This is a genomic window from Pseudomonas wayambapalatensis (assembly GCF_049942315.1).
GTDB classification, from domain to species: Bacteria; Pseudomonadota; Gammaproteobacteria; order Pseudomonadales; family Pseudomonadaceae; genus Aquipseudomonas; species Aquipseudomonas wayambapalatensis.
On the sequence record NZ_JBNFMU010000204.1, the window covers coordinates 1 to 24,059 of the forward strand.

Consider the following 24,059-nt stretch of genomic DNA (forward strand, 5'->3'; position numbering starts at 1 on the left):
TCCAAAGGCGAGGGCGACTTCGAAGTCGCCACCATCGACAAGCCGCAGCGCGGCACTCGCATCGTCCTGCACTTGAAGAAGGACGAGCAGGAGTTCGCCGACGGCTGGCGTCTGCGCAACGTGGTCAAGAAGTACTCCGACCACATTGCCCTGCCGATCCAGTTGCCCAAGGAGCAGGCTGCTGCCGCCGAAGGCGAAGAACAGCCGGCCGAGGAATGGGAAACCGTCAACCGCGCCAGCGCCCTGTGGACCCGTTCGCGTACCGAGATCAAGGACGAGGAATACCAGGAGTTCTACAAGCACATCGGCCATGACTTCGAGAACCCGCTGGCCTGGAGCCACAACAAGGTCGAAGGCAAGCTTGAGTACAACTCGCTGCTGTACGTACCGGCCCGCGCCCCCTTCGACCTGTACCAGCGCGAAGCGCCGCGCGGCCTGAAACTGTATGTGCAGCGCGTGTTCATCATGGACCAGGCCGAGTCGTTCCTGCCGCTGTACCTGCGCTTCATCAAGGGTGTGGTCGACTCCAACGACCTTTCGCTGAACGTGTCGCGCGAAATCCTGCAGAAAGACCCGATCATCGACTCGATGAAGTCGGCCCTGACCAAGCGTGTATTGGACATGCTGGAGAAGCTGGCCAAGAACGAGCCCGAGCAGTACAAAGGCTTCTGGAAGAACTTCGGCCAGGTGCTGAAGGAAGGCCCGGCAGAAGACTTCGCCAACAAGGAGAAGATCGCAGGTCTGCTGCGCTTTGCCTCCACCCACGACGACAGCGGCGAACAGAGCGTCAGCCTGGCGGACTACCTGGCCCGCGCCAAGGAAGGCCAGGACAAGATCTACTACCTCACCGGTGAGTCGTATGCGCAGGTGAAGAACAGCCCGCACCTGGAAGTCTTCCGCAAGAAAGGCATCGAAGTGCTGCTGCTGACCGATCGCATCGACGAGTGGCTGATGAGCTACCTGAGCGAGTTCGAAGGCAAGGGCTTCGTTGACGTCGCTCGTGGCGACCTGGACCTGGGCAAGCTGGATTCCGAAGAGGACAAGAAGGCCCAGGAAGAAGTCGCCAAGGACAAGGAAGGGCTGGTCGAGCGTCTGAAGAGTGCGCTAGGTGACAGCGTGGCTGAAGTCCGCGTTTCCCACCGCCTGACCGACTCGCCGGCGATCCTGGCCATTGGCGAGCAGGACCTGGGCTTGCAGATGCGCCAGATCCTCGAGGCCAGCGGGCAGAAGGTGCCGGATTCCAAGCCGATCTTCGAGTTCAACCCGACTCACCCGCTGATCGAGAAGCTCGACAACGAGCAGAGCGAGGACCGCTTCTCGGAGCTGTCGCACATCCTGTTCGACCAGGCGGCCTTGGCTGCCGGTGACAGCCTGAAGGATCCAGCGGCCTATGTACGTCGCTTGAACAAGCTGCTGGTCGAGCTGTCGGCCTGAGTTCGAGCTTCATGAAAAAACCCGCTTCGGCGGGTTTTTTTGTGCCCGTTCACACTTATCAATTGCAGGATCGCTTTTTTCTAATGTGACCTTTCTGGCAATCATGAAGATCGTCAGCATCGGCTAGCCTTTTGCACCGGGGTCCGTACACACTAGGGTCGTGATACCGAACAGTTCCAGGTTCAGGAGGAGTTTGATGAGCAAGGTAATCGTCGAGTCGCTGGTCTATCACGTTTCCGGCAAGGGCTATGAAAGCCGTCTGGTTTATGAGCCGGGGGCGCTGGGGCGGCCGGGGCTGGTGATGGCGCCGAATTGGATGGGCATCGGTGAGGGCGCCGAGCGAATCGCCAAGGAAGTGGCCGAGAAGGGCTATGTGGTGCTGATCGCTGATCTGTACGGCCAGGGCGTGCGTCCGTCGAACGCCGATGAGGCAGGTGCGGCGATGATGCCGTTGAAGAATGACCGGGCCGAGCTGCGCAAGCGCATGCAGGAGGCCCTGGCGCAACTGCTCGGGCAGTCCAAGGCGCTGTTGGCGCCGGGCAAGGTCGGTACTTTCGGTTTCTGCTTCGGTGGCTGCTGCGCCCTGGAGCTGGCGCGTACTGGCGCCGACCTGAAGGCGGCGGTGTCGTTCCACGGCACCCTGGACACGCCGAACCCTGAAGACGCCAAGCGCATCAAGGGCTCGGTGCTGGTGCTCCACGGTGCTTCCGACCCGCTGGTGCCCCGAGAGCAATTGCCGGCGTTCGAGGCTGAAATGAACGCGGCCAAGGTCGATTGGCAACTGTTGAGCTATGGCGGCGCGGTGCATTCGTTTACCGACCCGAATGCCAACGTGCCGGGCAAGATGCAGTACGACCGTCGTACCTCGGAGCGGGCCTTCCGCGCGATGCACAATCTGCTGGAAGAAGTGTTTACACACTGACAGCGTATTGGGGCTGCTATGCAGCCCTTCGCGGGCAAGCCCGCTCCCACGGGTGCGGCGCTGCTTGTCAGGGTTGCTCCATCCTTGTGGGGGCTTGCCCGCGAACGGCCGCAAAGCGGCTCAACCTATCGAGGTAGCTCGATCCGGGAGGTCTCCCCCGGCACCTGTGGCCAGTCACCTGCCGCCCAGCGTGCCCGGGCCTGTTCGATCAGCTGCGGATCGCTGGCAACGAAGTTCCAGTTCATCCGCCGAGGTCCGTCCAGCGGTGCGCCGCCTATCAGCACCAGCTGGCACTCGCCTTCGGCATACAGCTCCACTTCTTCGCCCTCCGGCAACACGACCAGGCTGCACGCCTCCACCTCCTTACCATCGAGCACCAGCTCGCCATCGAGCAGGTACAGTGCCCGTTGTGCGTGCTCGTTCGGCACGATCAACGAGGTTGCCGCCTGCATCTGCACCTGGGCGTAGAGGGTAGGAGAGAGCACCGGTACTGGCGACTCCAGACAGAATCCGGTGCCGGCGATCAGGCGGATGCGTACCCCGAGGTTGTCACTTACCGGCAAGCTGCTTGCGGGGTGGTGGCTGTAGCTGGGATCGCCCTGTTCGTGGGTCTTGGGTGATGCCAGCCAGACCTGCAGGCCGTGCAGTCGCGAGCCTTTGGCGAAGGCTTGTGCCGGCGTACGTTCCACATGTGCGACGCCGCGCCCAGCAGTCATCCAGCTGACGTCACCGGGTAGCACGCGCTGATCGGAGCCCAGGCTGTCCTTGTGCAGGATCTCGCCTTCGAACAGGTAGGTCAGGGTCGACAAGCCGATATGCGGGTGCTGGCGGATGTCCATGCCGCTGCCGGGGGCAAAGTCAGTATCCAGCATGTGGTCGAAGAATACGAAGGGGCCGACGCTGCGGCACTGAGCCGAGGGTAGCGGGCGCAGGATCGGTTGGCCCTCCACCGATTCGGCGCGTGGGCGGATGATCAGGGGGCTGCTCATGGTCGGGCTCCGGACGGGCAGGGGGTGCGCCTAGCATAGCGGGTCGCGGCGGCATGCTGAACCGTCTTGCAGGCGCGCGGGTCTACCCTGTTCCTGACTGGAACAAGGAAGCTGCTCCATGATTGCCAGAGTGCTGGCCTGCATTGTGTTATCCGGGTGCCTGTGCCAGGCGGCGCAAGCGCGCGACTATCGCTACAGTGACGCCCATCTGCATTACGTCGACTTCTTCCAGGAAACCGAAGGCATGCCTGCACTGCTGAAAGCCATGGATGAAGCCGGCGTCGAGCACGCGATGATTTCCGGTATTCCGGTGGCGAAGAAATGGCATGAGGATGAACCCAAGCGCCCACGCTATTACGCGGGTGACGACGCTGATGCCTACTGGTTCAGTGCTACCGATATCCATGTAGTGGCAGCGGTGCAGAAGTTGCCGGCCGAGCAGCAGAAACGCTTTCATCCGTTCCTGTCGGGTTTCAACCCGGTGGACAAGAACGCGGTCAGCCACATCGAGCGGATGCTCGAATTGCACCCAGGGTTCTGGCAGGGCATCGGTGAGGTGTTCACCCGGCATGATGACCTCACGGCGCTGACCAGCGGTGACACGCCGCGGGCCAACAACGAAGCAATGGCGCGCATTTACCATCTGGCGGCCGAGCGAGACTTGCCGGTGCTGGTGCATTCGAACATCACCTCCAAGCGCGAGCGTAACCCGCTGTACCTGGCGGAGATCGAAGAGCCGCTGCGCAATCACCCGCATACGCGTTTCATCTGGGCCCATGCCGGTACCAGCATGGAGATTCATCGTCACCAGACGCAGATGGACTTCATCCTGCCAACGCTGGAGCGCATGCTCGAAGCTTATCCGAACCTGTATATCGACCTCTCGTGGAGTGTGCTGCAGCCTTACCTGCTGGATGAGCGAGGCGCCCCGCGCAAGGCGTGGCTGGCGTTGGTCGAGCGCTTCCCGGAGCGGTTCATGCTGGGTTCGGATGTGGTCGGCAAGTTCGGCAGTGTCGGTGAGCAGATGCACGGATTCGAGCCGTTTCTGGACGCGTTGCCTGAGGCGGTTGCGCGCAAGGTGGCGCGGGATAATTTCCTTGCGGTACTGCCCAAGCAGCGTTGAGCTACCGGCTTTTTCGCGGGCAACACAAATGAAAACGCCCCGAACCAGTCGGGGCGTTTTCGTTGTCGCAGCAGCGTCTTACTTGCCAGTCCAGCGCTTGAGCACCAGGGTGGCATTGGTGCCGCCGAAGCCGAAGCTGTTGCTCATGACCGTATCGATCTTGGCGTTTTCTTCGGTTTTACGCAGTACCGGCAGGTCAGCGACCTCTGGGTCCAGTTCGTCGATGTTGGCGGAGCCGGCGATGAAGTTGTTTTCCATCATCAGCAGGCAGTAGATCGCTTCGTGCACGCCAGCGGCGCCCAGCGAGTGGCCAGACAGGCTCTTGGTCGAGCTGATCTTGGGTGCCTTGTCGCCGAACACTTCGCGCACGCCTTTCATTTCAGCGACGTCGCCGACCGGCGTCGAGGTGCCGTGGGTGTTCAGGTAGTCGATCGGGGTGTCGACGGTGGACAGCGCCTGCTGCATGCAGCGGATCGCGCCTTCGCCGCTTGGAGCGACCATGTCGTAACCATCGGAAGTCGCGCCGTAGCCGACGATTTCGGCGTAGATCTTGGCGCCACGGGCCAGAGCGTGCTCCAGCTCCTCGACCACCACCATGCCGCCACCGCCGGCGATGACGAAGCCATCACGGTCGGCGTCGTAGGCGCGCGAGGCCAGCTCAGGGGTTTCGTTGCGCTTGGTCGACAGGGCGCCCATGGCATCGAACAGGAACGACTGGCTCCAGTGCTCTTCTTCACCGCCGCCGGCGAAGACGATGTCCTGCTTGCCCCACTGGATCTGCTCCAGCGCGGTGCCGATGCAGTGTGCGGAGGTGGCGCAGGCCGACGAGATCGAGTAGTTGATGCCCTTGATCTTGAACGGGGTGGCCAGGCACGCCGATACGGTGCTGCCCATGGTGCGGGTGACACGGTATGGGCCGACACGCTTGACGCCTTTCTCGCGCAGGGTGTCCAGTGCTTCCATCTGGTTCAGGGTCGAAGCGCCGCCGGAACCTGCAACCAGGCCGGTGCGCGGGTTGGACACCTGCTCTTCGGTCAGGCCTGCGTCCTTTATCGCGTCTTGCATCGCCAGGTAGGCGTAGGCGGCGGCGTGACCGACGAAGCGATAGACCTTGCGGTCGATCAGCTCCTCCAGGTTCAGGTCGATGGAGCCGGAAACCTGGCTACGCAGCCCCATTTCCTTGTATTCCGGGTTGTAACGGATACCCGGACGGCTGTTGCGCAGGTTTTCGGTGACGGTAGCTTTGTCATTGCCCAGGCACGAAACGATGCCCAGACCAGTGATAACGACGCGGCGCATGCGAATAACCCTTAGAAATTGTCAGTGGAGGTGAACACGCCGACCCGCAGGCCTTCGGCGGTGTAGATCTCGCGACCGTCGACGCTGACCGAGCCATCGGCGATGGCCATGTTCAGCTTGCCCTTCAGGACGCGCTTGATGTGGATGTTATAGGTGACTTTCTTGGCGGTAGGCAGCACCTGGCCGAAGAACTTCACTTCGCCCGAACCCAGTGCGCGACCGCGGCCCGGCAGGCCCTGCCAGCCGAGGAAAAAGCCAACCAGCTGCCACATGGCGTCAAGGCCCAGGCAGCCCGGCATCACCGGATCGCCTTCGAAGTGGCAGGCGAAGAACCACAGGTCTGGAGTGATATCCAGCTCGGCGACCAATTCACCTTTGCCGAACTTGCCGCCTTCCTCACTGATGTGGGTGATGCGGTCTACCATCAGCATGTTCGGGGCGGGCAGTTGCGCATTACCGGGGCCGAACAGCTCACCGCGACTGCAGCGCAGCAGGTCTTCCCGAGTAAAGGCGTGTTGTTTGGTCATGCGAGCTCCTCAATAACCCCCTGTGGCAGGGGATGAATCTTCCCGGCCGACCCGAAATCCTACAGATTCCAGGGCAGCAGCCTACAGGTAGACTATTGCGTTGTGGTGAAAGTCACAGCGCACCTGGCAAAAGAAGTACAGGTGTGCACTGAAAGTTTTATTCTCAAGGCCAACGACGGCCCTGTCCAGTCTTTAAGACTGCCGCACTTTATCATTAATCGCCAGTCGCGGCTGTCCGCCCGGGCAACCAGCGCTGCAGAATACGTTGCAGATCGGTGCGTTTGAACGGTTTGCTCAGGTAATCGTTCATTCCTGCCGCCAGGCAGCGTTCACGATCGCCCTGCAGGGCATTGGCGGTCAAGGCGATGATCGGCAGTTGTGCGCCGTGCTGGCGGATGCGGCGTGTGGCTTCGTAGCCGTCCATCTGCGGCAGGCGACAATCCATGAGGATTGCCGCAAAACTTTGCTGGCCCGCCATTTCCACCGCCTGCGCGCCGTCCAGTGCCACGCTGACCTCGAAGCCCAGACTGCGCAGCATGGCTTCGATGACGCTCTGATTGACCGGGTTGTCTTCCACCAGCAGGATCCGCTGGCCTTCGCCACCCGGCAGTGCGTCATGCTCGTGACCGAGCAGGCGCGCTGCTGGCTTGCTCGACAGCATCAGAGGAACTTCCAGGGTGAAGGTCGAACCCATGCCCTCGCGGCTTTCGCCGCGCAACTTGCCGCCCATGCGCTCGGCCAGGGTACGGGCGATGGACAAGCCCAACCCGGTGCCACCGTAACGCCTTGAAATAGAACTGTCGGCTTGCTGGAAGGCGACGAACATCGTTTCCAGGCGATCGCTGTCGATTCCGATGCCGGTATCGCGCACTGCGCAGGTCAGCCAGAGCAGTTGGCGGTCGAGCATTTGCCAGCGGCTCTCGATCTCCACTTCGCCGCGCTCGGTGAACTTCAGCGCGTTGCCCACCAGGTTCAACAGGATCTGCCGAATGCGTGTCGGATCGCCGATCACCTGCAGGCGGTCCATGCCTGGCGGCAGGTGCAGGCGCAGGGCCAGGTTGCGCTGTTGGGCGCTGTGCTGGAACGACTGCACGCTGCTGGCAATCAGCTCGCCAAGGTTGAAATCGATGTGCTCCAGTTCCAGGCTGGTGCGTTCGATGCGCGAGAAGTCGAGGATGTCGTTGATCACCTTGAGCAGGTGGCCGGTGGACTCGCTGGCCACCGCCGTGTATTCGGCCTGTTCGTCGGTCAGTGTAGTGGTTTCCAGCAGCTGCAGCATGCCGAGTACGCCGTTCATCGGGGTCCGCAGCTCGTGGCTCATCATCGCCAGGAAGTCCGACTTGGCGCGGTTGGCCTGCTCGGCCTCTTCACGAGCCTGAGTCAACTGGGCGATGGCCTGTTTCTGCTCGTGGCTGGCCTGGTCAAGGGCGCTGGCAAGGTTGTTGATGTGCCGTGCCAGGTGACCCAGTTCGCTGTCGTCGACCACCGGCAATGGCGCGTTGAATTCACCCTGCTGGATGGCTTCGACCGCATGGCCCATGTCACTGATCGGCTTGGACAGGCTTCTGGCCAGGCGCCGGGCGAGGAGGAAGGTAAACAGCAAGGCGAACAGGGCGAGAATGCCGGCCTTGATCACGATCTCCTGCTGGCGTTCGCTGAAGGCGTCGTCGGACATGCCGACGATCACTCGCCCCAGGTAATCGTCGCCAATGCTGGGTGGCGTCTTGCCTTCCTGCAGGAAGTCGTTGTCCAGGCGGATCTGTTGCAGGCGAATGGGCGCCTGGAACACTTCGACGCGCTGGGCGCGGTTGATGCTTTCACCCGGCTGCTCGACGTAGACCAGGATGTGGTTGCGGCTGTCCTGCACCTCGAGAAAACGCACGTGCGGGATGCTCAGGGTCGCCCGCATCAAGCTTTCGAGCACCTCGTTGTTGCCTGAGATCACCCCGTATTCGGAGGCTGGCGCCAGTTGGTTGGCGATCAGTTGACCGGTGTGGTTGAGCTCCTGCCGCAAGTCCTGGATACGCACGAAGGTGAAGAAGCTGATCAGCAGCAGGGTCAGCAGCAGCGCGGGGCCCAGGCTGATGATCTGGGTGCGTGTGTGGATATCCCAACTCAGGCGCTTGGTCATGGGGTGGATTCTCCTTCGGCCAGGGCCAGGGCGGCGGCGTTCGGATCGATGGGTTCCAGGCCCAGGGCGCGGGCTACCTGCTGGTTGCCGCTGACCCCGTAGTGTTTGGGGTAGAGGCTGCGGGGCCAGTGTGTCGGCGGCTGGTCGAGCAAGTCGTCGAGCACCGCCAGCCAGTCGTCCTGATCGCTGTAGGTGCTGGCAAGGGCGCCAGCGCGAACGAAGCCGGCGTTGGGGCCAATCAGCGCCATCTGTCGACCATAGCTGCTGAGCAGGACGTTCTTGGCGGTCTTGGAGTTGTACAGGTCGGGGTCATCGATTCCCAACAGGACGTCGCTGCTGCCCAGCAGGTGCTGCAGCGGGCGACTGTCACGCAGGTCGGCCCAGTCCTGGGCGACGATCTCCAGGCCCAGGCCACGCGCAGCCTGGCGCAATTCGTCGATCAGAAAGCGGCTGCCGGGGCCGTACAGTACGCCAATGCGTCGCGCTTGCGGCAGCAGGTAGCGGGTCAGGCGCAGTTGCCGTGGTAGCGGCGGGTCGCTCCACAGCAGGCTCAGGTAGGAGGGGCGCGACTTTCCCAGGCGCTGCTCGGCCTGAACGCGACTGACCCGCATGGCCAGCGCCGCGGGACCTGCGGTTTCGCCCATGCGCCAGTCGAGTGCGGCGTTGTCCAGCAGGATCAGTCGGGTGTCGGGTTTGACCAACGCAGGGCGGGGCAGTTGCGCCACGGTCTGGAAGCGCACATGGTCGTGAGGGCGACGGGCCTCCAGTGCGGCAACGAAACTGCGCACACCGGGCTGGTCTTCGGCACCCACCAGCAGAATTTCGCTGGCCGAAAGCGCGCCCATCGGCCACAGGCACAGCAGCAGCAGCAGGCGCAACAGGCGCAACATCAGAACTCCAGCTCCGCGCTGAAACTCAGGCGGTGGCGGCTGTCGTAGCGGTTCTGCTCGACGGTGGTGGGCTGGTCATCCAGGCGTTGCTGCCACAGCGCCGCCAGCTCCAGCGAGCTGCCATACACCCGCAGGCGCTTGGCCACGCGCAGGTCGACACGCTCGTAGCGATACTGGTTGAGGGCGTCGTCGCCATAATAGAAGAGGGCACTCGACCATCCCTGGCCCCAGTCGCGCATCCACCCGGCCGAGCCACTGTTGCGAGCGCTGAGGCGGCGGTCGTCGGGGTTGCTGGCCCAGGCGTCGACGTAGGCATAGGTCAGGCGCAGGCGGTCGCGCATGCCCAGGCGCCAGTCCAGTTGCGTCTCGGTGCCGCTGAAGCGGGCCTTGTTGGCGTTGCTGGCGATGTACTGGTTGTTTTTCAGTGGCTCGCTGATCATCCCGGTGATTTCGTCGTAGAACAGTTTGACGTCCAGGCTCAGGTCGAGGTCGGCGAAGTAGCCGTTGTAGCCCAACTCGCGTGAACGCATGCGCTCCTGGTCGAGGTTGCCCGGGCCACGGGTCTTGACGAAGTATTCACCATTGTGCAAACCCAGCACGTTGGGCGTGAGGTTCTTGACCGTGTAGCTCCAGTTGACGTTGTTCTCGAACATGTCAGGCGAACGTACGGCCTCGGAGTACACCGCGCGCAGGCCGTGGCGCGGGGTGATCAGGTAGTTGACCGCCACACGCGGGGTCAGCGAGCTGCCGGACAGCTCGCTGTCCTCGAACATGGCCCCACCCTGGAGGATCCAGTGTTCGTCGGCGCGCCATTCGAGCTGCCCGAACAGGCGCCAGGTGCGGTCGTCGAGGCTGCCGTTGAAGTAGGTCTGCGAGTCGGCGCGGTCATAGCGGTAGTTGAAGCCGCTGAGCAGGCGCAGGGTATCGGTGAGGCTGAGGGTATCCTGGATTTCCAGGTCGTAGCGGGTTTCGCGGGTGCTCTGGTCGACATCACCGCAGACCTCACGGTTACCGCCGCTGTCCCATTGACTCTTGATCTGGTTGCGCAAGCCCTGCAGCACTGGGTCGCTGTTGTTGGGCGGATTGTTGGCGTTGCGCGCGACCTGTTCGGCGTAGTCCGGGTTGAGCTGCCACAGCCGGGTCAGCTCGGGGCTGAAGGCCAGCGTCGCATCGCAGGCACGCCATACTTGCTGGCGGTCGAACTGTTGCGCCGAGCCCTGTACGTACAGGCTGTGTTCGGGGCTGAAATCGATGTTCCAGCGCACTGAGCCTGCGTAGTCCTTGGCGTTGAGGTCGGCGTTGTCGCCGCGCCCGGTGACGAAGGGGAACACCGGGGTATAGGTGTAGGGGCGTTGGTTGCTGCCTTCCTTGGCCGCCAGTTGCCATTCGAGGGTCTGGTCGGGCGCCAGGGTGTGGCTGGCGCTGAGGTTGAAGCGCGTCAGCCGACGGCTGTCGCGGTAGTCCTGGCCGTATTGGTTCTTGTCGAAGCCATCGTCCTGCATGCCGGACATCGACAGGCGCAGATCGCCGCCTTCCCAGCCGAGGCCCTGGCTGGCGTAGAAATCATTGATGCCATCCTGGCCCTGGGTGATCTTCAGTCGCGTGCCGTGGCTGTCGGCGGGGCTGCGGGTGAGGATGTTGACCACGGCCATCAGGGCGTTGGCACCATAGCTGACGGTATTGGGGCCGCGGAACACTTCGATGCGTTCGATATCCTCGATCGCCAGCGGGATATCGCTCCAGTCCACGGTGGCGAGGCCTGCTCGATACACCGAACGGCCGTCGATCAGCACCTGCATGCGCCGGGCGTCGTTGACGTTACTGCCGTGGTAGTTGACGGTCGGCTGGTTACCGGCGCCGTAGCCGATCATCATGCCGGGCACCAGGCGCAAAAGCTCGGGGATGTCTCGTGCACCGCTGGCGCGGATCAGTTCGCTGTCGAGCACGGTCATGCTGCCGGGCACTGCCGCCGGGGATTGTTTCAGGCGTGTGGCGGTCAGAACCTGCGGCAGGTTCTGGTTGTCGATGAACAGGTCATCGGCCATGGCCGAACCACCGAGCAGGACGGTCAGCAAGAGCAGGCGAGGGGCAGGAGGCGTGCCTGGGAACACGTGACGGCCTTGTTTGCGGGATAAACCAGGCATGGTAACCGACCGTGGGGGTTTTTCCAGTGATCTGCGCTGGATTTGCCGCCCTCTTCTCGGATGAATCCCCTCTTGCGGGGCATACGTTCGTGCGTCATGCCGGCGGGTTTACCCGTGAAGAGGCCGGTGCTGACACTGGTTCTGTCGCAGACGAGCCGTATAATGCCCCCGTCGCCACTCAACTTAATGGCTTTAACGGATTGAATATGACTGAACAGCAACCTGTTGCAGTTCTGGGAGGCGGGAGCTTCGGCACCGCCGTGGCGAACCTGCTGGCGGAAAACGGCAATCCAGTACGTCAATGGATGCGCGATCCCGAGCAGGCCGAGGCCATGCGCACCAACCGCGAGAATCCTCGCTATCTCAAAGGCATTCGCCTGCATGACGCTGTCGAGCCGGTCAATGACCTGCTGGCGACCCTGCAATCGAGCGACCTGGTCTTCGTTGCGCTACCGTCGAGCGCCTTGCGCAGCGTACTGGCGCCGCATGCCGAGTTGCTGCGCGGCAAGTGCCTGGTCAGCCTGACCAAGGGTATCGAGGCGCAGACATTCAAGCTGATGAGCCAGATTCTCGAAGAGATCGCCCCCCAGGCGCGTATCGGCGTACTGTCCGGGCCGAACCTGGCCCGTGAGATCGCCGAGCATGCGTTGACCGCTACTGTGGTTGCCAGTGAGGACGAGGCGCTGTGCCAGCGCGTGCAGGATGTCTTGCACGGGCGTACCTTCCGCGTCTATGCCAGCGCCGACCGATTCGGTGTGGAGCTTGGGGGCGCGCTGAAGAACGTCTATGCGATCATCGCCGGCATGGCCGTGGCGCTGGAGATGGGCGAGAACACCAAGAGCATGCTGATCACCCGGGCGCTGGCCGAGATGACCCGTTTCGCCGTGAGCCAGGGCGCCAACCCCATGACCTTCCTGGGTCTGGCAGGGGTGGGCGACCTGATCGTCACCTGCTCCTCGCCCAAGAGCCGCAACTACCAGGTCGGGCACGCCCTGGGGCAGGGGTTGAGCCTGGAAGAGGCGGTCAGCCGCCTGGGCGAAGTGGCCGAAGGGGTGAACACCTTGAAAGTACTCAAGGCCAAGGCCCAGGAAGTGCAGGTCTACATGCCGTTGGTGGCCGGGCTGCACGCGATCCTGTTCGAAGGCCGAACCCTGGCCCAGGTGATCGAGCACCTGATGCGTGCCGAGCCCAAGACCGACGTCGATTTCATTTCCACCAGCGGTTTCAACTGAGCCGTCACCGGCTCCAAATCAGAGCAAGGAGCGACACATGAACGATACGCCCGAGCGCGCCCAGCGCGAGTCGATCATCCTGCGGGTGCTGTGGATGCTGGTGTTCCTGGTGGTCTGGCAACTGGCCGAGCTACTGCTTGGCGGGCTGGTGCTGGTGCAACTGATCTACCGCCTGGTGTATGGCGCGCCGAGTGCCAGCCTGATGAACTTCGGCGACAGCCTCAGCCAGTATCTGGCGCAGATCGGTCGCTTCGGCACCTTTCACACCGACCAGAAACCCTGGCCGTTTGCCGACTGGCCGACGCCCCGCGCGCCTGAGGGCGAAGCGCCCCACACAGTGGCTGCGGCGCCGCACCCGGTGCGTGACGAGGAGCCGAAACTGTGAAGCTGTGGATTCTGCGCCACGGCGAAGCGGAGCCGCGGGCCAATACCGATGCCGAGCGTCGTCTCACGGCCCATGGTCGCGAGCAAGTGCTGCACAGTGCTGCACATCTGCTGGGCCAGCCGCTGCAGGCGATCATCGCCAGCCCCTATGTGCGCGCCCAGCAGACCGCCGCCCTGGTGCACGACACCCTTGGCTTTGCCGAACCGGTGCGCACCGTGCCGTGGTTGACCCCCGAGAGCAATGTTCGGCAGGTGATCGGCGAAATCGAGCGTCTGGGGCTGGAGCATGTGCTGCTGGTCAGCCATCAGCCGCTGGTGGGGGCGTTGGTGGGAATGCTGGAGCATGGGCATCTGCAGCAGCCGGCACGGATGAGCACTGCGGACCTGGCAGAACTTGAAGGGGCGTTGTCACCTTTCGGTGTGATGACATTACTGAGCGCGAGCTTCAACCCCTGAGTTTATCTGCAGGTCTTGCGCTTGCGTGGTGGGAGGCCGATAGCAATGATGCAATCGGCCATCCGAGTATGCAGGCATGGATCAGCTGCGCCTCAGCGATTGAATATTCCCCAGCCCACAGCCGTATCTCCACCGATATTCGTTGCACGCAAGGAAACCCTGTTGCCGTTGGCAACGTCTATCGCATAGCGTCTACCTGTTCCCGCCGAGTCCGCACTCCACGCCCGATCACCGATGCCTGGGTTGTTGTTGTAGCTCGCGCGCATTGCATCCCATTCTCCAAGCGTAGGTAATGCTCCGCCTCTCTCTGCGGCCCGATCTCGGCACCAATACCACACATTGAACGAGCCCAGGCCTTCAACCCGCCTGACATTGGATACGGTCACCGGATAGCTGGCACTGGCACCAGCGGTATCGGTCACGATCACATTGGCCGTCCCGCTGCCATAAGACACCGCTCGCCCAGTGGAAGGGTTGACCTCGATCACGTTGCCGTTGCTCGTCGAGTAGGTGTAGGGCGGTTGGCCGCCGCTGGCGGTGCGCTGCACGAAAGCGTTGGCGGGGGGGTGGGTCACCGGGTTGCTGTTGCGGTGGATCACGCCATTGAGTGTTGCCGGTGAGGTATCGATGGTCAGGGGCGGCGTCAGTGCGTTGATCCGCAGGTTCACGACAGGCGAGGGGACCGCAGCCCCTCTCGAGCCTCGGGTGACCAGGTACTGCACGGTTACCGTTCTGCCAGCATTGGCGTCTACCTGAGTCTTGGGAACAGAAAACGTGAGCCGACTTACGCTGCCGACAGTCTGTGGGGAGCCAGCGATTCCCGCAAAAGTCACCGACACCACATCACCGATGGCCATACCGCCGTAGACCTCGACCAGGACGGGCAGGCCGGTGGACGGGACATCTCCAGGTGGTAGTACATCGCCTGGTGCCAGGGGAATCACCGGTTTTGCAAGGACCAGCTCCTGGACCCTGTGTACAGTCCATACATCGGATTCAGGATTGTCTGCGTAGCGCCCTCGGACTTTGAAATCGTAGGTTTTCACGCTCAAGTTTGTCCGAGTGCTTGTCCAGCTGCCGTTCGCTGCGACAGGCTCGGTACTTATCACGCTGGCGCCATCAAGTACCTCGACCTGCTGGTTGGCTGATGCCTGACCGCTCAACACCAGGCTTGGCGAGGTTGTCGAACTGCCGTTTGGCACCTCTGTTCCCTTGTCGTCTTTTACGGAAACGATAGTGGGCCTGACCACAATGATCTTCTCGAGCGTGTAGAGCGCGTTTGGGAATACTCGGGCCTGCCCCTCGTTACTGGTGGCGTCGAATGCTACCGAAACTTTCGCCGTGAGGCTGGAGCCGCTGCTGAGCTTCTCCAGCTCGGTGCGCGGCAAGACCAGGTCCAGCCCTGCTGTTACCTGTTCAGGGACGACCTCTGCGCCTCGGGCCAGGTAGACCGTATGGGCCGAGCCATTTTCGAGGGTCCCGTCCACACGGATCCACACCCGTTGACCCGCCGCTATCAATGGCCATGGTTCAACCTTGACCTGTGCATTGCCGGTGAAGTTGTTGAGGTCGAGTACCCTGGTGGTCGCGTTGGCCTGGGGAATCACAGGGGCAGGCAAATCGCTTTGCGCCAGGGTTCCCACCGCCAGCAGCATTGGCAAGGATAATCTTGCAGCCTGGCCACTGCGTGCTACTGCGTAGCGGAGGGTGACCGTCTTGCCCTGGCTGGCAGCCACCACGCTGACAGGCGCCTGGAAATCGACATAACCAAAGAGGCTTCCGGGTTGTTGGTCGCTCTGCCAACTGTCCGCAGCAGTGCTCCCGGACCAGTCTGCCGCCAGAGTGTCGCTGGGCAGCATGGCCGGATACTGTGCTCTTACGGTAGCGCCGTTGAGCGCGTCGATGGGGTCGAGCCTGTCGTCCGTTGCCTGCAGTACGGAAGGTGCGGGGTAATCTGTCTCAGCCCTGCGTGTGACCTTGAAAGTCAAAGGCTTCGAGACCAGGCCTTGTGCATGCAGTTGCTGCTCGTCCTCAGCGGTTGACATCGTCGACTCCTCAGGTTTCCAGGGGTTCATGGCGCAGTGTGAACGAGGCAGGAAACGAGTGAAACTGACAGAAATACCAGGTATTGCTCTGGCTCAGCGGGGTGTTGCGTCGCCTTGACCTGATTGCCCTCGCCGATGACCTTTCCGAACGTTGCCGCCAACCGGCAGGTTGCTGACAATGGGCTATCACTCTCCAGTCGGACCAGGCGGTCATGTCGCAGCAGATCTTCTTCGCCCATGCCAACGGTTTTCCTTCGGCCACCTACGGCAAGCTGTTCGCGGCCCTGGCCCCGGACTACCAGGTCTGCCACCTGGAGCAGCACGCCCACGACCCGCGTTTTCCGGTGGATGACAACTGGCAGAACCTGGTCGACGAGCTGCTGCATCATCTGGCGCAGCAGCCGGCCCCGGTCTGGGGTGTCGGTCATTCCCTCGGTGGTGTGCTGCACCTGCATGCCGCCCTGCGCCGACCCGAGCTCTACCGCGGTGTGGTGATGCTCGACTCGCCCGTGCTCACCCGCGCCGACCAATGGCTGATCCGCACTGCCAAACGCTTCGGTTTCATCGACCGCATCACGCCGGCCGGGCGAACCGAAGGACGGCGCGAGGCGTTTCCTGATCGCGACAGCGCGCGCAGTTACTTCGCCAGCAAGGCGCTGTTCCGCCAGTTCGATCCCGATTGCCTCGAAGCCTATCTCGAGCACGGTTTGCAAACAGTGGATGAGGGGGTGCGTTTGCGCTTCGACCCCAGCACCGAAATGCGCATCTACCGCAGCATTCCCCATGTCAGTCCGGCCCCTGCGCGCCAGTTGCAAGTACCGCTGGCCATGGTGCGTGGCGATCGCAGCCGGGTGATCCGCAAGCACCATGCCCTGGCGGTGCGGGCGATGCCACGGGGGGAATATCACAGCGTCCCGGGCGGGCATATGTTTCCGCTGGAGCGGCCCACCGATACTGCCAGTCTGATCAAGGGCCTGTTTGATCGCTGGAGCCAGGCATGAGCGCGCAGGTCGAGGAGATTCGTCTGAGTCTGGGCCATATCGAACTGGCCGCACACCTGTTCGGTCCTGCCGACGGCCTGCCGGTGATCGCTCTGCACGGCTGGCTCGACAATGCCAACAGCTTCGCCCACCTGGCCCCGCGCCTGAAAGGCCTGCGCATTGTCGCGCTCGACCTGGCCGGGCATGGCTACTCACAGCATCGTCCGGCCGGGGCGAGCTACAACCTGGCCGATTATGCCCATGATGTGCTGCGGGTTGCCGAGCAACTGGGCTGGGAGCGCTTTGGCCTGCTCGGGCATTCGCTGGGGGCGATCATCTCGGTGCAGTTGGCTGGCGCACTGCCCGAACGGATCAGCCATCTGGCGTTGATCGATGGCGTCATCCCGCCCACGGTCGCCGAGCAGGATGCCGCCGAGCGCCTGGGCATGGCGCTGCAGGCGCAGTTGCGCCTGGAGGGCAAGCGCAAGTCGGTGTACCCGACCCTGGAGGCGGGGGTGCAGGCGCGAATGAAAGGCATGGTTGCGGTCAGTCGCGAAGCTGCCGAACTGCTGGCCCAGCGTGGGCTCATGCCAGTGCCGGGTGGTTACAGCTGGCGCAGCGACAGCCGTCTGACCTTGCCGTCTCCGGTGCGCCTGAACGAAGCCCAGGCCATGGCGTTCGTACGGCGGGCGAGCTGCCCGGCCTGCCTGGTCGTCGCGGGGGATGGCATGTTGGCGCGCCACACAAGCCTGCTGGAGCAGCTACCCTTCGAGCAGGTGACCTTGCCCGGTGGCCACCACCTGCACTTGAATGACGAGCAGGGCGCGGCCCTTGTCGCAGACTGTTTCAATCGCTTCTTTGGCTTTGCTTGACTTGCACCGGACAAGTGTCGAGGCTTGGCGGGTTGAACAGGGAGACAACCATACATGCCAGACATTCACGATCTTCGCCACGGCGCCCGGCGCCGCAAGGATGGCCGATGAGCGCGCCGTTTTTCCTCCGCAGCGCCATCGCCGCCTGCTTCACACTCGCCAGCCCGCTGTTGTGGGCCGGCAGCCTGCCGGTGCCGGCTGACGCCAAGGTGGTCGACCAGCGCCCTGCCGTTGAGCAGGAACGGGTCTACCCGATGGGACCGATGCGCAAGATCAGCGGCCGCCTGCGAGTCGAGGGCAAGGTCGAAAGCCGTGGCCAGGTCAGTTCGGTCACCTATGAACTGCCGGTGGAGCGCACTGCCCGCGAGGCCTTTACCAGCGCCCGTGAAGAGCTGCAGCGCGACGGTGGTTATCCCCTGTTCTGGTGCCAGGGCCGTGACTGCGGCGAGGCCAGCATCTGGGCCAACGTTGTGTTCAACAATTCCCTCCTCAATGGCGGCGACGAGCAGCAGGCCTTCATTCTTTTGCGCCGCTCGGCCGAAGAGGCCGACACGCTGGTCGCCCTGTACAGCGTCACCCGCGGCAACCGCCGCGCCTACCTGCATGTCGAAGAGTTCGTCGCTGACAGCCCGCTGGGCGAAGTACTGCCGACGGCCGCCACGGTGCTGCGCGAGATGCGCGATACCGGCAAGCTCGACTACCCTGACCTGAGCGCGCCACAGCCTGCCTGGGTTTCGCTGTTGGCCCGCAGCCTGAACCTGGACAGCACCCTGCGCGCCAGCCTCAGCGGCCAGGCGGCGGAAGCCTGGCGCGAGCAACTGGTCAAGGCCGGTGTACGCAGTGCCCGTCTCGAAGTGGGTACGGCGCCTACCGATGGTCTGCATCTGGAACTGATTCGTTGAACGAGGGCCATCATGGCCAACAATGACCGTCTGCTGATCCAGATTCTGTTGCTGGCGCTGTTGGGCGCCGCCCTGTGGGTCATGGCGCCGTTCATCTCGGCGTTACTCTGGGGGGCGATCCTGGCCTTTGCCAGCTGGCCGCTGATGCGCTTGCTGACGCGTTGGCTGGGCGGGCGCGAAACCCTCGCGGCCAGCATCCTCACGACGGTGTGGATCCTGGTGGTCGCGCTGCCGCTGGTGTGGCTGGGCTTCAACCTGGCCGACCATGTGCGCGACGCCACCAACTTCGTGCGTGACGTACAGGTGGAGGGTTTGCCGGATGCGCCGGACTGGGTGCGTGGCATTCCCTTCATCGGCGAGCGCCTGGTCAACTGGTGGGAGTCCCTCGACCAGCAGGGCGCGGCCTTGATCGCGTCGGCCAAACCGTACTTCGGCCAGGTTGGCAATTGGTTCCTGGCGCGTAGCGCGCAGATCGGCAGCGGCGTGCTGGAACTCACGCTCAGTATCGTCTTCGTGTTCTTCTTCTACCGCGACGGTCCACGCCTGGCCGCGTTCGTGCAGCGCTTGCTGCAGCGCCTGGTCGGCGAGCGTGCCGAGTACTACATCGACCTGGTGGCCGGCACCGTGCAGCGGGTGGTCAACGGCGTAATCGGTACCGCCGCGGCGCAAGGGCTGCTGGCTCTGATCGGCTTTCTCATCGCCGGCGTGCCCGGGGCGATCGTGCTGGGCCTTGTGACCTTCATGCTCAGCCTGATCCCGATGGGCCCGCCACTGGCCTGGATTCCGGCCACAGGCTGGCTGGTGTGGAAGGGCGAGTACGGGATGGCGGTGTTCCTCGGGATATGGGGCACCTTCATCATCAGTGGCGTGGACAACGTGCTCAAACCGTACCTGATCAGCCGCGGTGGGAACCTGCCGCTGGTGATCGTGCTGCTCGGCGTGTTTGGCGGGTTGATCGCGTTTGGCTTCATCGGCTTGTTCATCGGACCGACCTTGCTGGCCGTCGGTTACAGCCTGTTGCTGGACTGGAGCCGGCATTCGGGGCAGGTCAAACCGTAAGCTGTTGCGGTCTCTTCGCGGGCAAGTCCGGGGCGCCGCGAAAAGGCCGCGACAGGCAGTCCGAAACCTGATCTTTACGCATTCTTTATGCCCTGACCCGCCCCCCGATCTCGTCTCTTTACGCCCCTCCCTCCGACAATTCCTCCAAAGCGGCCGACGCCGCAAGACGGGGAGATTCACAGATGAACATGCTCGACGGAGTGTCACTGCTGCTGGCAGTGGTGTTGTCCATTTACCTGCTGGTGGCGCTGCTGCGCGCCGATCGCAGCTAGGGAGCGGCCATGCACAGCTACGACTTCGCATTGCTGCTGGCGTTCCTGGCCCTGGTGCTGCTGCCAGCACCCTGGCTTGGGCGGTTCTACTACAAGGTCATGGAGGGCCAGCGTACCTGGCTGTCGCCGATCCTCGGCCCGGTAGAGCAGGGTTGTTACCGGTTGTCCGGGGTACGCGCCGAACAGGAGCAGAACTGGAAGCAATACACCCTGGCGCTGTTGGCCTTCAACCTGATGGGCTTCCTGGTGCTGTTCGCCGTGCTCCTGCTGCAGGGTTCGTTGCCGCTCAACCCGCAGCATCTGCCGGGCCAGGAGTGGTCGCTGGCATTCAACACCGCCGTCAGCTTCATGACCAACACCAACTGGCAGGCCTACAGCGGTGAGGCTTCGCTCAGCTACCTGAGCCAGATGATCGGCCTGACCGTGCAGAACTTCGTCAGCGCTGCCACCGGCCTTGCCGTGCTGGTCGCCCTGTGCCGTGGTATCGGCCGGCGCTCGACCCACAACCTTGGCAACTTCTGGGTCGACATGACCCGTGCCACCCTCTACGGCCTGCTGCCACTGTGCATCGTGCTGGCGTTGCTGCTGGTGTGGCAGGGTGTGCCACAGACCTTCGCCGACTACGCCCACGCCGTCACCCTGCAAGGTGCCGACCAGAGCATCCCGCTGGGCCCTGCCGCCAGCCAGATCGCGATCAAGCAACTGGGCACCAACGGCGGCGGCTTCTTCGGCGTCAACTCGGCGCATCCGTTCGAGAACCCCACGGCCTGGAGCAATCTGTTCGAGGTGGCTTCGATCATTCTGATTCCGGTGGCACTGGTGTTCACTTTCGGCCACTACGTCAAGGACCTGCGTCAGAGCCGCGCGATCCTGGCCTGCATGTTGGGCCTGTTCCTGATCGGCGGTGCGGTCGGCCTGTGGGCCGAGTACCAGCCCAACCCGGCCCTGGACAGCGCTCAGGTGCAGCAGGGCGCGCCGATGGAAGGCAAGGAAAGCCGCTTTGGCACCACCGCTAGCGTGCTGTGGACCGTGACGACGACCTCCGCCTCCAACGGTTCGGTCAACGCCATGCACGACAGCCTCAATCCGCTGACCAGCATGGTGGCGATGGTCAACATGATGGTTGGCGAGGTGATCTTCGGCGGCGTCGGCTCGGGCCTCTACGGCATGCTGCTGTTCGTGCTGATCGCGGTGTTCCTGGCCGGGTTGATGATCGGTCGCACACCCGAATACCTGGGCAAGAAGTTGCAGGCCCGTGAAGTGCAATTGTTGGTCGCGACACTGCTGGTGATGCCGGTTGGCGTGCTGGTGCTCGGCGCCATCGCCGCCAGCCTGCCGGGGCCTGCAGGCGCGGTGAGCAACCCGGGGGCGCATGGCTTCAGCCAGTTGCTGTATGCCTACACCTCCGGCACCGCCAACAACGGTTCGGCCTTCGGCGGCTTCGGTGCCAACACCGTGTTCCACAACCTGATGATCGGCCTGGCCATGCTGATCGGGCGCTTCGGCTACATCTTGCCGGTGCTGGCACTGGCGGGCAGCCTGGCCGCCAAGAAAAGCGCGCCGCAGGGCCAGAACAGCTTCCCCACCCATGGCCCGCTGTTCGCCGGCCTGTTGTTGGTGACCATCCTGCTGGTCGGTGGGCTGACCTTCCTGCCGACCCTGGCCCTGGGGCCGATCGCCGAACAGCTGAGCCTGGGTTTCTGAGGATCCGAACATGAACATGCCCATTTCTGAAGTGAAAGCTACCCGCGCCGTCGACCAGACCCGCTTCGCCGCGCTCTGGCGCCCGGCCCTGGTACAGGCCTTCGTCAAGCTCGATCCGCGCCAGCTCAAGCGCTCGCCTGTCATGCTGGTGGTCGCCCTGACGGCGGTGCTGACCACGGTCCTGTGCCTGGTGCCTGGTAGCGGTGTGAGCACTGGCGTTGCAGTACAGATCGCCCTGTGGCTGTGGTTCACCGTGCTCTTCGCCAACTTTGCCGAAGCCTTGGCGGAAGGCCGCGGCAAGGCCCGTGCCGACAGCCTCAAGGCCGGCAGCCAGGGCCTGATGGCCCAGCGCCGTCTGGCCAATGGCAGCTTCGAAACCGTCGCTGCCACCGCATTGCGCAAGGACGATGTGGTGCGGGTGGTGGCCGGTGAGCTGATCCCGGGTGATGGCGAGGTGCTCGAAGGCATCGCCGCCGTCAACGAGGCGGCGATCACCGGCGAGTCTGCGCCGGTGATCCGCGAGTCCGGTGGCGACCGTTCGGCGGTGACCGGCAATACCCGGCTGGTTTCCGACTGGCTGCTGATCCGCATCACCAGCAACCCTGGTGAGTCGACCCTGGACCGCATGATCGCCCTGGTCGAAGGCGCCAAGCGCCAGAAGACCCCCAACGAGATTGCCCTGGATATCCTGCTGATCGGCCTGACCCTGATTTTCCTGATCGTAGTGGTGACCTTGCAGCCGTTCGCCCATTTCGTGGGTGGCAGCCTGCCACTGATCTTCCTCGCCGCGCTGCTGGTGACGCTGATTCCGACGACCATTGGTGGCCTGCTGTCGGCCATCGGTATCGCGGGTATGGATCGCCTGGTGCGCCTTAACGTCATCGCCCGCTCCGGGCGTGCGGTGGAGGCTGCGGGCGACGTGCACACGTTGATGCTCGACAAGACCGGCACCATCACCTTCGGTAACCGCCGCTGCAGCGCCCTGCACGCAGCGCCCGGTGTTACCGCCAAGGAGCTGGGGGAGGGAGCCTTGCTTGCCTCGCTGGCCGACGATACGGCCGAGGGCAAGTCCATCGTCGATTACCTGCGCCAGTTGCACGATTTCGACGAACCCGCTGCCGCGCAGTACAGCGCCATTGCGTTCAGCGCCGAGACGCGTCTTTCGGGTATCGACTTCGGGCAGCGCCACTACCGTAAGGGCGCGGTGGACGCGGTGCTGGCGTTCGTCGGCCTGCAACGCCTGGAAATGCCGGCTTCGTTGGCCCGTGAAGTCGAGCGCATCGCCCAGAGTGGCGGCACACCCTTGCTGGTATGCGTCGACCGCCACCTGCTGGGGGTGATCCACCTCAAGGACGTGGTCAAGCCCGGCATCCGTGAGCGTTTCGCCGAGTTGCGCAAGCTGGGTATCCGCACCGTGATGGTGACCGGTGACAACCCACTGACCGCCGCAGCCATCGCCGCCGAGGCCGGTGTCGATGACGTGCTTGCCGAGGCCACCCCCGAGAAGAAGCTGGCGCGCATTCGCCAGGAGCAGAATGACGGCCGCCTGGTCGCCATGTGCGGCGATGGTGCCAACGATGCTCCGGCCCTGGCCCAGGCGGATGTCGGCATGGCCATGAACGACGGTACTCAGGCGGCGCGCGAGGCGGCCAACATGGTCGACCTGGACAGCGATCCGACCAAGCTGCTGGATGTGGTCCAGGTCGGCAAGGAACTGCTGGTGACCCGTGGTGCACTGACCACGTTCTCCATCGCCAACGACGTGGCCAAGTACTTCGCCATCCTGCCGGCGCTGTTCGCCTCGATCTACCCGCAACTGGGTGTGCTCAACCTGATGCGCCTGAGCAGCCCGCAAAGCGCAATCCTTTCGGCGATCGTCTTCAACGCGTTGATCATCATCGTGCTGATCCCCCTGGCCTTGCGCGGCGTGCGCGTGCAGGCGGCAAGTGCCGCGCACCTGCTGCGGCGCAACCTGTTGATCTACGGCGTGGGTGGCATCCTGGTGCCGTTCGCCGGGATCAAGCTGATCGACATGCTGCTCACTGCCCTGCACCTGGTCTGAAGGAGAGACGAACATGAGCACCTACGTACGCCCGGCCGTGAGCCTGGTCCTGCTGATGACCCTGGTCACCGGCGCGTTGTACCCGCTGGCGGTGACCGGTATCGCCCAGGTCGCCTTCCCCGATCAGGCCAATGGCAGCCTGGTGCGCGATGAGCAGGGGCAGGTGCGCGGCTCGGCGTTGATCGCCCAGGAGTTCAAGGGCGACGGCTGGTTCCAGTCGCGTCCTTCGGCCGGCGCCTTCGCTACCGTCTCCAGCAGCGCGAGTAACCTGGCGCCAAGCAACCCGGCGCTGGCCGAGCGGGTCAAGACCGATGCGAGCGCGCTCTACCAGCCTGAGCTGGGGCCGGTGCCGCAGGCCCTGCTGACCACCTCCGGCAGCGGGCTCGACCCGCAGTTGCCGCCGGAGGCGATTGCCTACCAGCTGCCGCGTGTGGCGGCGGCCCGGCAGATCCCTATCGAGCGCTTGCAAGCGCTGGTGGATGAGGCCACTCTGCGGCCATTGGTCGGCCCGCCCGTGGTCAATGTGCTGGCCTTGAACCAGGCGCTGGAGCGGTTGGCGCCTGTTACTGATCGCTGATATCCAGACCATGTCGCGGCCATCGCGGGGCAAGCCCGCTCCTACAGGTTCACCG

Annotated in this window: 21 protein-coding genes; 14 read left to right on the top strand and 7 right to left on the bottom strand. The window is 63.6% G+C overall.

Annotated elements, in window-relative coordinates; all coding sequences use genetic code 11:
- On the top strand, positions 1 to 1,434 hold a 1,434-nt coding region (gene htpG, locus ACPZMI_RS16870), incomplete at its 5' end, for a molecular chaperone HtpG (protein ID WP_426352692.1).
- 196 nt (positions 1,435 to 1,630) lie between these two features.
- Positions 1,631 to 2,356, top strand: coding sequence for a dienelactone hydrolase family protein (locus ACPZMI_RS16875; protein ID WP_151925645.1), 726 nt, complete (start codon positions 1,631 to 1,633; stop codon positions 2,354 to 2,356).
- 125 nt (positions 2,357 to 2,481) lie between these two features.
- Here ACPZMI_RS16875 and ACPZMI_RS16880 read toward each other — a convergent pair whose 3' ends face one another.
- Positions 2,482 to 3,345: a pirin family protein gene (locus ACPZMI_RS16880; protein WP_186707985.1), complete on the bottom strand. Its 864-nt coding sequence runs from the start codon at positions 3,343 to 3,345 to the stop codon at positions 2,482 to 2,484.
- Positions 3,346 to 3,463: 118 nt separating this feature from the next.
- Between ACPZMI_RS16880 and ACPZMI_RS16885 the strand changes: the two genes are divergently transcribed.
- Positions 3,464 to 4,468, top strand: a complete 1,005-nt coding sequence (locus ACPZMI_RS16885) for an amidohydrolase family protein (RefSeq protein WP_426352693.1) — start codon at positions 3,464 to 3,466, stop codon at positions 4,466 to 4,468.
- A 78-nt stretch (positions 4,469 to 4,546) separates the two neighbouring features.
- On the opposite strand, the gene fabB is transcribed toward ACPZMI_RS16885, so the two are convergent.
- From fabB to ACPZMI_RS16910, 5 genes are all read right to left on the bottom strand, one after another.
- Positions 4,547 to 5,767 (bottom strand): beta-ketoacyl-ACP synthase I, encoded by a 1,221-nt coding sequence (gene fabB / locus ACPZMI_RS16890; RefSeq protein ID WP_028690472.1) that lies wholly within the window; start codon positions 5,765 to 5,767, stop codon positions 4,547 to 4,549.
- A gap of 11 nt (positions 5,768 to 5,778) precedes the next feature.
- Entirely contained in the window at positions 5,779 to 6,294 is a 516-nt protein-coding gene (fabA, locus tag ACPZMI_RS16895) for a 3-hydroxyacyl-[acyl-carrier-protein] dehydratase FabA (protein ID WP_054894238.1), read from the bottom strand.
- Positions 6,295 to 6,508: 214 nt separating this feature from the next.
- Positions 6,509 to 8,425 (bottom strand): response regulator, encoded by a 1,917-nt coding sequence (locus ACPZMI_RS16900; RefSeq protein WP_426352694.1) that lies wholly within the window; start codon positions 8,423 to 8,425, stop codon positions 6,509 to 6,511.
- A complete protein-coding gene (locus ACPZMI_RS16905) occupies positions 8,422 to 9,315 on the bottom strand; it encodes an ABC transporter substrate-binding protein (RefSeq protein ID WP_426352695.1) in 894 nt (297 codons plus the stop codon). The genes ACPZMI_RS16900 and ACPZMI_RS16905 overlap by 4 nt, the downstream gene beginning before the upstream one ends.
- Complete coding sequence (locus ACPZMI_RS16910) at positions 9,315 to 11,426, bottom strand: TonB-dependent receptor plug domain-containing protein (RefSeq protein ID WP_186666665.1); 2,112 nt, start codon at positions 11,424 to 11,426, stop codon at positions 9,315 to 9,317. Before ACPZMI_RS16910 ends, ACPZMI_RS16905 begins: the two co-directional genes overlap by 1 nt.
- A gap of 239 nt (positions 11,427 to 11,665) precedes the next feature.
- Between ACPZMI_RS16910 and ACPZMI_RS16915 the strand changes: the two genes are divergently transcribed.
- From ACPZMI_RS16915 to sixA, 3 genes are read left to right on the top strand one after another with little or no spacing between them, the layout of a single operon-like run.
- Positions 11,666 to 12,691 (top strand): NAD(P)H-dependent glycerol-3-phosphate dehydrogenase, encoded by a 1,026-nt coding sequence (locus tag ACPZMI_RS16915; RefSeq protein WP_186666218.1) that lies wholly within the window; start codon positions 11,666 to 11,668, stop codon positions 12,689 to 12,691.
- A gap of 37 nt (positions 12,692 to 12,728) precedes the next feature.
- Positions 12,729 to 13,076, top strand: a complete 348-nt coding sequence (locus ACPZMI_RS16920) for a DUF4389 domain-containing protein (protein WP_411382926.1) — start codon at positions 12,729 to 12,731, stop codon at positions 13,074 to 13,076.
- Positions 13,073 to 13,531: a phosphohistidine phosphatase SixA gene (gene sixA / locus ACPZMI_RS16925; RefSeq protein WP_426352696.1), complete on the top strand. Its 459-nt coding sequence runs from the start codon at positions 13,073 to 13,075 to the stop codon at positions 13,529 to 13,531. The genes ACPZMI_RS16920 and sixA overlap by 4 nt, the downstream gene beginning before the upstream one ends.
- A 92-nt stretch (positions 13,532 to 13,623) precedes the next feature.
- Here the strand turns inward: sixA and ACPZMI_RS16930 are convergent, their stop codons facing one another.
- Positions 13,624 to 15,576, bottom strand: a complete 1,953-nt coding sequence (locus ACPZMI_RS16930) for a hypothetical protein (RefSeq protein WP_426352697.1) — start codon at positions 15,574 to 15,576, stop codon at positions 13,624 to 13,626.
- 212 nt (positions 15,577 to 15,788) lie between these two features.
- Between ACPZMI_RS16930 and ACPZMI_RS16935 the strand changes: the two genes are divergently transcribed.
- The 8 genes from ACPZMI_RS16935 to kdpC all read left to right on the top strand — a co-directional run bounded on the left by ACPZMI_RS16935 (position 15,789) and on the right by kdpC (position 24,004).
- Positions 15,789 to 16,577, top strand: coding sequence for an alpha/beta fold hydrolase (locus tag ACPZMI_RS16935; protein WP_186666210.1), 789 nt, complete (start codon positions 15,789 to 15,791; stop codon positions 16,575 to 16,577).
- Positions 16,574 to 17,428, top strand: a complete 855-nt coding sequence (locus ACPZMI_RS16940; protein ID WP_186666208.1) for an alpha/beta fold hydrolase — start codon at positions 16,574 to 16,576, stop codon at positions 17,426 to 17,428. The genes ACPZMI_RS16935 and ACPZMI_RS16940 overlap by 4 nt, the downstream gene beginning before the upstream one ends.
- Before the next feature lie 107 nt (positions 17,429 to 17,535).
- Positions 17,536 to 18,330: a DUF4892 domain-containing protein gene (locus ACPZMI_RS16945; RefSeq protein WP_426352698.1), complete on the top strand. Its 795-nt coding sequence runs from the start codon at positions 17,536 to 17,538 to the stop codon at positions 18,328 to 18,330.
- A 12-nt stretch (positions 18,331 to 18,342) separates the two neighbouring features.
- Positions 18,343 to 19,389, top strand: coding sequence for an AI-2E family transporter (locus ACPZMI_RS16950; RefSeq protein ID WP_186666204.1), 1,047 nt, complete (start codon positions 18,343 to 18,345; stop codon positions 19,387 to 19,389).
- Positions 19,390 to 19,571: 182 nt separating this feature from the next.
- Positions 19,572 to 19,661, top strand: coding sequence for a K(+)-transporting ATPase subunit F (gene kdpF / locus ACPZMI_RS16955; RefSeq protein WP_426352699.1), 90 nt, complete (start codon positions 19,572 to 19,574; stop codon positions 19,659 to 19,661).
- 9 nt (positions 19,662 to 19,670) lie between these two features.
- Complete coding sequence (gene kdpA / locus ACPZMI_RS16960) at positions 19,671 to 21,365, top strand: potassium-transporting ATPase subunit KdpA (RefSeq protein ID WP_426352700.1); 1,695 nt, start codon at positions 19,671 to 19,673, stop codon at positions 21,363 to 21,365.
- Between the two features lie 10 nt (positions 21,366 to 21,375).
- The gene (gene kdpB / locus ACPZMI_RS16965) at positions 21,376 to 23,427 is read left to right on the top strand and encodes a potassium-transporting ATPase subunit KdpB (protein WP_426352701.1); all 2,052 of its coding nucleotides are present in this window, start codon (positions 21,376 to 21,378) and stop codon (positions 23,425 to 23,427) included.
- Positions 23,428 to 23,440: 13 nt separating this feature from the next.
- Entirely contained in the window at positions 23,441 to 24,004 is a 564-nt protein-coding gene (gene kdpC, locus ACPZMI_RS16970) for a potassium-transporting ATPase subunit KdpC (protein ID WP_186666198.1), read from the top strand.
- The last annotated feature ends 55 nt before the right edge of the window (positions 24,005 to 24,059 follow it).